An 11,465-nucleotide genomic window follows, 5' to 3' on the forward strand; every position below is an offset into this window, starting at 1 on the left:
ATCACCCTTTCCCGGCCGGTTCGTGGCCCGCGATCGAGTGCTCCACCCACTGCCGCAGGGCAGGGGCAGGTGCGGCACCCGCCTGTCGGGCGATGGTCTGTCCTTTGTCGAGGACCAGCAGCGTCGGTACCGCCTGGACCTCGAACCGCTGCGCCAGCCGCGGGTTCTTGTCGATGTCGACCTTGACCAGCTTGATCTTTCCCGCGAGATCGGCGGCGACCTTCTCCAGCGCTGGGCTCACCATGCGGCAGGGGCCGCACCAGGTGGCCCACAGGTCGACGACCACGGGCACGGCGGCCTGCTCGACGATCTCGGCGAAGTCGTCGTCGCCCGCGTCGGCCATCCACGGCAGAGGCTGCTTGCAGTTGCCGCACCTGGGGCGGCCCTCGGCGGCCGCAGGTACCCGGTTGGTACGCCCACAGTGCGGGCAGGTGACGTTGGTGGCCTGCACGGTACTCATGCCGCCCTCGCTCCCGTCACGTCCTCGGGCTGGTCGTAGGTGACCACCAGCTCTCCGTGCTGGGCGTCCACGCGGACCGTGGCGCCGTCCTGGACGTCGCCGCGCAGCAGGGCGCGCCCGACGAGGGTCTCGACCTCATGGGAGATGTAGCGCCTCAGCGGGCGGGCTCCATACACCGGGTCGTAGCCCTGGTGGGCGATCGCTTCCCGGGCGGCGTCGGTGAGTTCGACGGTGATGCGGCGCTCGGCGAGCCGCTGCCGCAGCTCGTCGAACTGCAGCTCCACGATCCGCTCGATCTGGGACTCACCGAGCGGCTTGAACAGCACGATGTCGTCGACGCGGTTGAGGAACTCCGGGCGGAAGTGCCCACGCAGCTCGCCCATCACCAGGGCACGGGCGTCCGGCTTGATCTCACCCTCGGCGGTGGCGCCGTCGAGGAGGTGCTCGGAGCCGATGTTGGACGTCATGATGATCACGGTGTTGCGGAAGTCGACGGTGCGGCCCTGGGCATCGGTGATGCGGCCGTCATCGAGCATCTGCAGCAGGGTGTTGAACACATCGGTGTGCGCCTTCTCGATCTCGTCGAACAGCACGACCGAGTACGGCTTGCGGCGTACGGCCTCGGTGAGCTGGCCGCCCTCCTCGTAGCCGACGTATCCGGGCGGGGCCCCCATGAGCCGGCTGACGGTGTGCCGCTCCTGGTATTCGCTCATGTCGAGGCGAACCATGTTCTCCTCGGAGTCGAACAGGGCCCGGGCGAGGGTCTTGGCCAGCTCGGTCTTCCCGACGCCGGTGGGGCCGAGGAAGATGAACGAGCCAATGGGGCGGCGCGGGTCGCGGATGCCGGAGCGGGCGCGGATGATGGCGTCGGCGACGAGCTTGACGGCTTCGTCCTGACCGATGACGCGCTCGCGCAGGATCTCGTCGAGTCGCAGCAGTTTCTCGCGTTCGCCCTCTTGGAGGCGGGCGACGGGGATGCCGGTCCAGGCGGCGACGATGTCGGCGATCTCCTCCTCGGTGACGACCTCGCGCAGCAGCCGGTTCTCCCCTTGTTTGGCGGCCAGTTGGTCCTCCTCGGCGGCGAGGCGGCGCTCCAGGTCCTGGAGGCGGCCGTAGCGGAGTTCGGCGGCGCGGTTGAGGTCGTAGGCGCGTTCGGCCTCCTCCGCCTCGTGGCGGACCTGTTCCAGTTCCTGGCGCAGTTCCTGCACGCGGCGGATCGCCTGCCGTTCGGCCTCCCACTGGGCGTGTTTGGCGTCAGCCTCGCCGCGCAGATCGGCCAGTTCCTTGCGCAGTTCCTCCAGGCGGGCCTTGCTGGCGGGGTCGGTCTCCTTGGACAGGGCGGCTTCCTCGATCTCCAGGCGCGTCACCCGGCGGGTGATCTCGTCGAGTTCGGCCGGCATCGAGTCGATCTCGGTGCGCAGCCGGGCACAGGCCTCGTCGACGAGGTCGATGGCCTTGTCGGGCAGGAAACGGTCGGTGATGTAGCGGTGGGAGAGCGTCGCCGCCGCGACCAGCGCCGTGTCCTGGATCTTGACACCGTGGAAGACCTCCAGGCGTTCACGCAGTCCGCGCAGGATGGAGATGGTGTCCTCCAAGCTGGGTTCGTCGACCAGTACCTGCTGGAAGCGGCGTTCGAGGGCGGCGTCCTTCTCGATGTGCTTGCGGTACTCGTCCAGGGTGGTCGCGCCGATCATGTGCAGTTCGCCGCGTGCCAGCATGGGCTTGAGCATGTTGCCCGCGTCCATGGCGCCCTCGGCTGCGCCCGCGCCGACGACCGTGTGCAACTCGTCGACGAAGAGCAGGATCCGCCCCTCGGCGGCCTTGACCTCGCTCAGCACGGCCTTGAGGCGTTCCTCGAACTCGCCGCGGTACTTGGCGCCTGCCACGAGCGAGCCCATGTCGAGGGCGAACACCGTCCTGTCGCGCAGTCCTTCGGGCACGTCACCGCGCACGATGCGCTGGGCCAGACCCTCCACGATGGCGGTCTTGCCGACGCCGGGGTCACCGATCAGCACAGGGTTGTTCTTGCTCTTGCGGCTGAGGATCTGGGTGACGCGACGGATCTCGGCATCCCGGCCGATGACGGGGTCGAGGCGCCCGGTCCTGGCCTCGGCGACCAGGTCGCGGCCGTACTTCTCCAAGGCCTCGTAGGCCACCTCGGGGTTGGCGGAGGTCACGCGCTGGTTGCCACGGACCTGGGTGAGCGCGCCGAGGAAGGAATCCCGGGTCACGCCGTGCTCCTTCAGCATGCGCCCGGCGGCGGTCGTCGAGCCCTCCTCGGCCAGGGCCAGCAGCAGGTGTTCCACGGACACGTACTCGTCCTTGAGGCGTTTGGCCTCCCGCTCCGCCGCGTCCAGCAGCCGGGCCAGGCGCTGGGTGACGAAGACCTGGCCCGGTGCCGCGCCGGGGCCGGTCACCTTGGGCCGGCGGGAGAGCTCCTCGCGTACGGCCGCGCGCAACTCCTCGGGCTCGGTGCCCGCCTGCTGCAGCAGCCGCGGGATCAGGCCCTCCTCCTGGTCGAGGAGGGCAAGCAGCAGATGCTCGCCGTCGACCTCGGTGTGGCCGAGGCTGCCGGCGGCGCGCTGGGCTTCCTGCAGGGCTTCCTGGGACTTCTGGGTCAGGCGGTTCATGTCCATGGTGGTAGATCACTCCTCACGCCTGCGCGTCGCAGCGCGGCTTCGAGCAGGCTGATGCGATCGAGCAGGTCGAGCACCAGACCGACGGATGCGTAGTTCAGGCACAGCCCGGTGCGCAACCGCTGGACGCGGGCCAGGGCGGCCGGGGCCGCGGGGGCGAACACCAGCCGTCCGGAGGCGTCACGGTCGGCGTCCACCAGTCCGAGGGCGACGAACCGACGGATCAGCTCAGGATGGACGCCTGAGCGGCGGGCCACGGTCTCCAGAGAGAGCCTGGGCACGGGCACGATCGCGTACTGCACGCCCACCTCGTGCGTGCGTGCGCGGGACGGGCGGGCCCCGGCCGGTCGGTCGCTCATCAGGTCCTCCTGGGGTCGAACGAGGAGACAGCAGCAAGTTCCTCCAGCAGCTCGCGCTCTCGGTCGCTCAGCCGGGGCGGCACCATGATCCGCAGCTCCGCGTACAGGTCTCCGTTCGCGCCGCGCGGGCCCGGCATGCCCTCGCCGCGCAGCCGCAGGCGCCGTCCGCTGGAGGACCCGGCGGGCACGGTCACCTTCGCCGTGGCACCGCTCGGCGTGGGCACCGGCACGGTCGCGCCCAGCGCCGCCTCCCACGGGGCGACCGGAAGCCGCACGTGGACGTCCCGGCCGTCGAGGCGGAACTCGGGGTGCGGCTGGATCCGCACCCTCAGGTACAGGTCCCCGGCGGGAGCGTCGCCGCCGCTCCCGCGCCCGCCTTCCCCGGCCAGCCGGATGCGCTGCCCGTCGGTGGTGCCGGGCGGCACGTCGACCTGGTAGCTCCGCTGCCCGGCGGGTCCGGCGAGGGTGACCGTACGGCGGCCGCCCCGGTAGGCCTCCTCGACGGTGAGCGGTAGTTCGGCCTCCTGGTCGGCGCCGGGCACGCGCATCCGCCCGGCGCCGCCGAACAGCGAGCCGAACAGATCCTCGACGTCGACCCCCTCGTCCCCGAAGCCCGTCGTGGAGTACCGCACCCGGGGGCCGCCCCCGGTGGTCCCCCAGAAGCCGCTGCCGGAGCCGGCGCTGGCAGCGACCCGCTCCTCCCAGTCCTCCGGGACCTTCCGGAAGTCCTCGCCGAAGCGGTCGTACCGGGCTCGCTGGTCCGGATCGGACAGGACACTGAAGGCCTCATTGATCTCCTTGAACCGCTCCTCTGCCTGGGGGTCCTTGTTGACGTCGGGGTGGTACCTGCGGGCCAGGGTGCGGTAGGCCCGCTGGATCTCGTCCGGGTCGGCGGTGCGCGCAACGCCGAGCACCTCGTAGAAGTCGCGTGCCATGGAGGGTCACTCCCGCTTGGCGACGGTCACGGCGGCAGGCCGCAGCTGCCGCTCGGCCTCCCCGTAACCGGGTCGCAGCACCTGGACCACGGTGTTCGGATCGGCGTCGGAATCCTGGACCACGCCGACCACCTCGTGCCGGGCCGGGTCGAACGACACGCCCGTCTCTGCGTGGCGCGGGTAGCCCAGCCGCTCCAGGACGTTCACGGCCTGGTCGCGCACGGCCCGGACACCTTCGACAATCGCGTCGGGGTCGGCGGTCGCGTGACTCAGGGCAAGTTCCAGGTTGTCGATGACGGGCAGGAAGGCCGCTGCCGTACGGGCGCGTTCGGCCGCGGCCTCCCGCTCCAGCTCCCGGGCGTGGCGTTTGCGCAGGTTGTCGAGGTCGGCCAGAGTGCGGCGCCAGCGGTCCTCGGCTTCTCGCAGCGCGGCCGCGTACTCGTCCTCCGGTGCGGCGGCGCTGGTTGCGGCGTCGGGCCCCGGCTCGGCCTCCTCGGTCGGCGCTCCGGACTGCTCAAGGTCCCCGCGCGGCGGCTGTACGGCGCCTTTGGGCGGCGGGTCGGGCTCTCGGTCCCGGGGTGGGATGGGCATGGCGCGCACCTCAGCCCTTGTCGAACTCGGCGTCGATCACATCGTCGTCGTCCCCGGCGCCGCCCGGCGCGGCCTCGCCGGGACCGGATCCGTCCGGTGAGCCGGTGCCCGCCGGACCGCCCGCGGCGGCTCCCGCCTGGTGGGCTGCGAGCCCCGCGAAGATCTGCTGGAGTTCGGATGTCAGCGGCCGGACCTTGTCCGCGCCGGCCTCGTTCTTGACCGCCTCGCGGGCTTCGGCCACCAGCATCTCGGCGCGGGCCTTCTCGTGGGCGGGCGCGGCGTCGCCGAGCTCGCCAAGGCGCTTTTCGACCTGGTAGGCGATGGCGTCCAGTTCATTGCGGGCGTCGACTGCCTCGCGCAGGGCTTGGTCCTCACCGCGGTTGCGCTCGGCCTCCTGGACCATCCGCTCGACCTCGGTTCGGTCGAGGTTGGAGCTCTCGCTGATGGTGATGCCCTGTTCCTTGCCGGTGTCCTTGTCCCGCGCGGTGACGTTGAGGATGCCGTTGGCGTCTATGTCGAAGATGACCTCGATCTGCGGCTCTCCGCGCGGTGCGGGGCGGATGTCGGTGAGCTGGAAGCGACCCAGGACCCGGTTGTCGGCGGCCCTCTCACGCTCGCCCTGCAGGACGACGACGTCGACGGCGGGCTGGTTGTCCTCGGCGGTGGAGAAGGTCTCGGAGCGTCGCACCGGGATGGTGGTGTTCCGCTCGATGATTTTCGTCATCACGCCGCCGCGCGTTTCCACGCCCAGCGACAACGGGGTGACGTCGAGCAGCAGGACGTCCTTGACCTCGCCCTTGAGGACCCCGGCCTGGATCGCGGCGCCCATCGCCACGACCTCGTCGGGGTTGACGCTCATGTTGGGTTCCTTGCCGCCGGTCAGCCTCCGCACCAGGGCCTGGACGGCGGGGATGCGGGTGGAGCCGCCGACGAGGATGACCTCGTCGATGTCGCTGTCACTGACCTTGGCGTCGTCCATGGCCTGCCGCACCGGGCCCAGACAGCGCTCCACCAGGTCGCCGGTGATCTGCTCGAACGTCGACCGCATGATCGTCGTGGTCAGATGCTTGGGCCCGGAGGCGTCGGCCGTGATGAACGGCAGGCTGACCTGCGTCTGGGTCACCGAGCTGAGCTCGGTCTTGGCCTTCTCGGCGGCCTCGAACAGGCGTTGCAGGGCCTGTGGGTCCTGACGCAGGTCGATGCCGTTCTCCTTCTGGAAGCCGTCGGCGAGCTGGTCGACCAGCCGGCGGTCGAAGTCGTCGCCGCCCAGATGGCTGTCGCCCGCCGTGGACCGTACCTCCACCACGCCGTCGCCGACGTCGAGGATGCTGACGTCGAAGGTGCCGCCGCCCAGGTCGAAGACGAGCACCGTCTCGTGCTGCTTCTTGTCCATCCCGTAGGCGAGGGCGGCCGCGGTCGGCTCGTTGATGATCCGCAGCACTTCCAGGCCGGCGATCCGTCCGGCGTCCTTGGTCGCGGTGCGCTGGGCGTCGTTGAAGTAGGCGGGCACCGTGATGACCGCCTCCGTGACCCGTTCTCCCAGCTGCTTGGAGGCGTCGTCGGCGAGCTTGCGCAGCACCTGCGCGCTGATCTCCTCAGGGGCGTAGAGCTTGTCGCGCACCTTGAAGCGGGCGGCGCCGCCGTCTCCCTCGACCACGTCGTACGCGACGGCCTTGGCCTCATCGGAGATCTCGTCGAAGTGCCGGCCGATGAACCGCTTGGCCGAGTAGATGGTGCCCTTGGGGTTGAGAATCGACTGGCGGCGGGCCAGCTGGCCCACCAAGCGCTCGCCGGTGTCGGTGAAGGCCACCACGGACGGCGTCGTGCGGTTGCCCTCGCTGTTGGGAACTACCGCCGACTCCCCGCCCTCCCAGACGGCGATCACCGAGTTCGTGGTGCCTAGGTCGATGCCTACTGCCTTGGCCATGAGGAACTCCTTCCGCGACGGGCGCCTCCGTTCGCTTCGCAGTGGCGCCCTGTCTTCCGCACTCGCTCAGGTGACGGCGGGACCGCTCCGCGGGCGGCTGCTCTTCCAAGCGCCGCTGGTTGTGCTGGTGCCGGTCCAGTTCGGCAGCTCGGCCAGCATCTGCACCGCCTCGTCGGCGACCGCGTCATCGGCGACGACGTTCAGCAAGCCCGAAGACATACCCGAGCAGAGCGCCGGACAGGGTGCCGCTCGCCGCGTCCTGCAGCCCGGCCCCGTCGTGCCCCATACGACCGGTCACCTGCTCGACCAGGCCCACGTCCTGCCCGATGGTGGTCACCCTCTCGGCGGGAAAACCGTGATCGGGTAGGTGATCGACGGCGCATTCCGCCTCCTGGTAGGTCGTATACGAGGCGATGGCCCTGCGGACCTGCTGGTTCATCAGCCAGTCCTTCCTGCCACGGCCACCAGTGCGCCCGGTGATCCCTGACAAGCCCAGAGTTGCAAGAGGGCAGCCCGCTCCGCTTGCACCCGACAGGTCAGAAATCAACGCAGTCGGTCACTCCTCGAGAACAAGGGCAATTCCCGACAAGACGGATGACCGTGTCTAGGTTGGGTACGCGGGGCTCGCGCCGATGTAGATCCCACGACTCGCTCGATCGCCTCCGATGACCGGAGGGGAACGGAGTGACCATGGCCTCCCATCCGTCACGGAGGCTTTCCCCGCACGTCTCCGCCCAGAAGGTGACCCGTCACCCGAGCAGCACCGCGGGCACCGAACGACACGACCCCCGTCCGCTCACGGCGCTGGACCCATACGGGCTGCTGGTGCTGACCCACACCCTGTTCACTTGCGCGGAGCGGAGTGAGATCGTGCGGTTGGCCATGCGGCACGTCAGTGCCCTTGGCCCGTACCACGCCGAGGCTGGATACGTTGCGACGGACGACGGTTTGTCCCGCATCCCCGGCAACGACGTGGGAGCGCCAACGGTCGACGATGCGGGGATGGAGGAGTTGGGCGGGGCTGACGGCCCCTTGCCCCTTCCAGAGAGGCCCTGGACCTGGGCGTTCGGCCTGCGCGGGACGGGCGGTGTGCTCGGCTACCTTGTGGTCTCCTCTCATTTCGAGCCCGATGAGCAGGGGCACTTTCTCCTCTCGACCCTCGTGGAGCTCACATCGGCGGCCCTGTCACTGACGGTCACGCGCGTGCCGCCGCACGAGAGCGCCGGCGAACGGAGCCGCCTCCGCACCGAACGGGACACCGCACTGCAGCAGCTGGACACAGTGCGCTCCGAGCTGCACTTGCAGGAGACCGTGCACGAGACCCTCGCCCGTGTCGCTGGCCGGGGCGGTGGCGAGGATGCCATCACCCAAGCCCTGTACGAGCTCACCGGGTTGTCGGCGCTCATCGAGGACCGGTTCGGCAATCTGAGGTCCTGGGCCGGTCCCGACCGGCCCGACCCCTATCCGGTACGGTCCTCGACCTCCCAGGAAGAGATGTTGGGCCAGGTTGCGCGCGAGGCGGGTCCGGTCAGAGTCAAGGGTCGTCTGATCGCCCTAGCCCGGCCACGCGGCGAGGTCCTCGGCGTACTCGCCGTCGAGGACCCCGAGGCGACGGCTGACGAGCACACCATGTTCGCCTTGGATCATGCCCAGCGGTCGCTTGCCCAAGAGCTCGTGCATATGCGGGAACTCACCGAGGTCGAACTGCGGCTGCGCCGCCAGCTGATCGACGACCTGTTGGAGGGAACCGACGAGACGAGCGCCTATGCCCGAGCCGAAGCCGTCGGGCACGACCTTCAACGTACTCACTACGTGGTCGTGGTGCACTGGCCGAGTAACGCCGCGACCAGCTCCTTCACCCGCGCCGTCGAGCAAGCGATGACCACCACGGCTACCCGACCGCTGATCACCCGTCGCGGCGACCGCATGGTCCTGTTGACCGAAGCGAGGCCCGACGACGATGCCGTGTACGCGGCGCTGGCCCATGAGCTGGGGACGACCGACGGAGCGATCGGGGTGAGCACCCGCTGCGACTCCCCGGACGGCATTCCCCGCTGTTATCAGGAGGCGCTGCGGGCCTTGGAGGTGCGGCAGAACTCCCGCCAGCGCCACGGGACGACGTTCTTCGACGACCTCGGGCTGTACCGGATCCTGGGGCCCGGAAACGATCTCCGGGAGCTCGAAGACTTCGTGCGAGAGTGGCTCGGCCAGCTGATCGACTACGACGCAGGGCACGACACGGAGTTGGTGGAGACGCTCTCGCGCTACTTCGACTGCGGAGGCAACTACGACGATGCGGCAGCCACGCTGACCGTTCATCGCAGTACCCTGCGCTACCGGCTGCAGCGCATCCGTGAGATCAGCGACCGCGACCTAGCGGATGTGGACACCCGGCTCAATCTGCAGGTGGCAACGCGCGTCTGGAAAATCATCCTGGGCGGGCGGGGACGCTGATCGCGGAGACCCGGGGAGCCGGCGCAGCGGGTCAGCCTGGCTCCGGCGCCCGCCGACCTATGCCTTGGAACGCTGCTACCCGTGCATTCGCGGCCTTCCGCCGGCATCGCCCTGCGCACGTGGGCTGACGGGATGGGCAACGTCGTCACTGCGCGCCAGGCCAGTAGGAGTGGTAGCGGTGCGGTCCCGGCCGGTCACGACCTTCTCGCACTTCTCCTACGAACGCGACGACGTGCGGCGGAAGGCGCGCTTGCGCCTCACGGGCCGCGGAGAAGGGTTCGGGTCTCGTGGTCGATCTGCTGGGCCTCTCCGGTGGGTACGACCACGACCGGTATTTCCGCCCCCGGCCCGCTGACGATTGCCGGACGGCTCGCGTCGTCGGGCGTGCGCAGGCCGCCGGTCAGGCCGAGGGCGGTGAGCCGGGTGCATACCTCTTCGCGGACCTCGGGCTGGTCTTCGCCGATCTCCCCGGTGAAGACCAGGGCGTCGAGCCGGTCGAGGGATGCGGCCATCGCGGCGATGCCGCGGCGACAGTGATGAGTGAAGACGTCCAGGGCGAGCGCGGCGCGCTCGTCGCCCGCTGCCCGGCTGCGGACGAGGTCGCGAGTGTCGCCGGAGGTGCCGGAGAGGCCAAGCAGACCGGAATGGTGATTCAGTACGTCCTCGATGTCCTCGGCGGACAGACGGTGCCACGTCTGCAGCCAGGTCAGGGCGCCGGGGTCCACGCTTCCGCTGCGGCGGCTCATCACCAACCCCTCCAGCGGTGTGAAGCCCATGGTGGTGTCGACGCTGGTCCCATTGCGCACCGCACAGGCAGAACAGCCACCACCCAGGTGGGCGATCACCAGGTGGAGCTGCTCGGGGCGCTGACCGAGCAGCGCGGCCGTTCGGCCGAGTGCCCAGGCGTAGGACAGCCCGTGGAAACCGTACCGGCGCATCCCGTACTCCTCGCGCCAGGTGGTGGGCACCGCGTACTCGCGGGCGGCGGCGGGCAGGCCGGCGTGGAAGACGGTGTCGAAGCAGGCCGCGTGCGGGACATAGGGCAGCAAGTTCCGGGCGGTATCCAGGACGGTGAGGGCCGGCGGGACGTGCAGCGGTGCCAGGTCGGCCACATTCCCGAGGGCGGCCCGGACCTCGTCGTCGATCAGGACGTGGCCGCGCAGTCCGGGTCCGCCGTGGACGATGCGGTGACCCACGGCAGTGGGCGAAGGCGTTTGGGCCAGCAGTTGCCGCAGAGGGCCGGACACGTCTTCGCCGGGTGCGGAGGCGCTGTGGTGTTCGGCCAGGACGTGCCCGTCGTCGCCGAACACGGTCAGCCTCAGGCTGGACGAGCCTGCGGCGGCCACCAGGACAGGGCCGATGTTTCCTGCCGACACGGTGCCCCTTCCCCGCGGTCCCGGACCACGTCGCGCGGTTGTACCCGCAACGGCTCGGCGTGTGTGCCGAGGTCAGCCGCGTACCCGCCTGACCTCGAAGGAAACGGAAGCCCACCGCATGAGCTCAGCACACCTGCGGCGTACCAGCGAGCGACCGACTCTGTGGCCGCATCAGTGATCTTCCTGCGCGGCAACGTGCTGCTACGGGAGCCGCTGCGGCCGGAACACATCAAGCCGAGGCAGCTCGCCCACTGGGGCTCGCGCCCGGGGATCACCATGGTCTGCGCGGCGCTCAACCCGCTCGTCCGTGAGCGGGACGCCGATGGGCTGTTGGTGACCGGACCCGTCCACGGCGACCCGGCCAACCACACCAACCTCGGGCTGGAGGGCATCTGCTCGACGGAACTCTCGCCGTGTGTGACCGGGTAGGGGACGGCCGGGCCGACTACTCCGCCAAGCACCGTCGGCATGGGGTGGACGTGCAGCTGGTGACCGATCCGGACGGACGACTGCTGTGGATCTCGCCCGCGCTGCCCGGCCGTGCCGGTGAGTCCCCCCAGGAGGAGATCAGAACCCCTGGGGTAGCCGTGCCTCTAGCCGTGAACCACAAGCGAAACCTGCACTCTCAGACACTCCAGGTGTCATCATTAAGACGAAAGATGCAGGTAGGAGCCACTGGCTACAGGCACTGTTGCCCTCCTAAAGCGGGTGTCGCAGGTTCGAATCC

At 69.8% G+C, this 11,465-nt stretch carries 11 protein-coding genes and 1 pseudogene; 3 read left to right on the plus strand and 9 right to left on the minus strand.

Annotation, left to right across the window (positions count from 1 at the left end; genetic code table 11):
* Window position 1: 1 nt before the first annotated feature.
* The 8 genes from trxA to ACGFW6_RS25885 form a co-directional block, all read right to left on the minus strand.
* The gene (gene trxA / locus ACGFW6_RS25850; RefSeq protein ID WP_393514344.1) at window positions 2-460 is read right to left on the minus strand and encodes a thioredoxin; all 459 of its coding nucleotides are present in this window, start codon (window positions 458-460) and stop codon (window positions 2-4) included.
* Window positions 457-3,096: an ATP-dependent chaperone ClpB gene (clpB, locus tag ACGFW6_RS25855; protein WP_393514347.1), complete on the minus strand. Its 2,640-nt coding sequence runs from the start codon at window positions 3,094-3,096 to the stop codon at window positions 457-459. The genes trxA and clpB overlap by 4 nt, the downstream gene beginning before the upstream one ends.
* A complete protein-coding gene (locus ACGFW6_RS25860) occupies window positions 3,087-3,455 on the minus strand; it encodes a chaperone modulator CbpM (protein ID WP_125524100.1) in 369 nt (122 codons plus the stop codon). Before ACGFW6_RS25860 ends, clpB begins: the two co-directional genes overlap by 10 nt.
* The gene (locus ACGFW6_RS25865; protein WP_393514351.1) at window positions 3,455-4,390 is read right to left on the minus strand and encodes a DnaJ C-terminal domain-containing protein; all 936 of its coding nucleotides are present in this window, start codon (window positions 4,388-4,390) and stop codon (window positions 3,455-3,457) included. Before ACGFW6_RS25865 ends, ACGFW6_RS25860 begins: the two co-directional genes overlap by 1 nt.
* A gap of 6 nt (window positions 4,391-4,396) precedes the next feature.
* Complete coding sequence (locus ACGFW6_RS25870; protein ID WP_125524098.1) at window positions 4,397-4,981, minus strand: nucleotide exchange factor GrpE; 585 nt, start codon at window positions 4,979-4,981, stop codon at window positions 4,397-4,399.
* A gap of 10 nt (window positions 4,982-4,991) precedes the next feature.
* Window positions 4,992-6,908, minus strand: coding sequence for a molecular chaperone DnaK (dnaK, locus tag ACGFW6_RS25875; RefSeq protein ID WP_125524097.1), 1,917 nt, complete (start codon window positions 6,906-6,908; stop codon window positions 4,992-4,994).
* A 66-nt stretch (window positions 6,909-6,974) separates the two neighbouring features.
* Window positions 6,975-7,115 carry a hypothetical protein gene (locus ACGFW6_RS25880; RefSeq protein ID WP_393514355.1) on the minus strand — a complete coding sequence of 47 codons (141 nt, stop codon included), beginning with the start codon at window positions 7,113-7,115 and terminating at the stop codon, window positions 6,975-6,977.
* Entirely contained in the window at window positions 7,093-7,347 is a 255-nt protein-coding gene (locus ACGFW6_RS25885; RefSeq protein ID WP_260474639.1) for a general stress protein, read from the minus strand. The genes ACGFW6_RS25880 and ACGFW6_RS25885 overlap by 23 nt, the downstream gene beginning before the upstream one ends.
* 251 nt (window positions 7,348-7,598) lie before the next feature.
* On the opposite strand from ACGFW6_RS25885, the gene ACGFW6_RS25890 reads away from it, so the two are divergent.
* Window positions 7,599-9,362 carry a PucR family transcriptional regulator gene (locus ACGFW6_RS25890; RefSeq protein WP_393514358.1) on the plus strand — a complete coding sequence of 588 codons (1,764 nt, stop codon included), beginning with the start codon at window positions 7,599-7,601 and terminating at the stop codon, window positions 9,360-9,362.
* 257 nt (window positions 9,363-9,619) lie between these two features.
* On the opposite strand, the gene ACGFW6_RS25895 is transcribed toward ACGFW6_RS25890, so the two are convergent.
* Entirely contained in the window at window positions 9,620-10,738 is a 1,119-nt protein-coding gene (locus ACGFW6_RS25895) for an acetate/propionate family kinase (protein WP_393514361.1), read from the minus strand.
* A 174-nt stretch (window positions 10,739-10,912) separates the two neighbouring features.
* On the opposite strand from ACGFW6_RS25895, the gene ACGFW6_RS25900 reads away from it, so the two are divergent.
* Both ACGFW6_RS25900 and ACGFW6_RS25905 read left to right on the plus strand, forming a co-directional pair.
* Complete coding sequence (locus tag ACGFW6_RS25900) at window positions 10,913-11,167, plus strand: hypothetical protein (protein WP_393514738.1); 255 nt, start codon at window positions 10,913-10,915, stop codon at window positions 11,165-11,167.
* Window positions 11,131-11,280: pseudogene (locus ACGFW6_RS25905) on the plus strand (transposase family protein); the annotation flags it as partial. The gene ACGFW6_RS25900 and the pseudogene ACGFW6_RS25905, both read left to right, overlap by 37 nt.
* Window positions 11,281-11,465 lie beyond the last annotated feature (185 nt).

Origin of the sequence: Streptomyces sp. Y7 (genome assembly GCF_043195415.1) — a bacterium.
GTDB lineage: Bacteria > Actinomycetota > Actinomycetes > Streptomycetales > Streptomycetaceae > Streptomyces.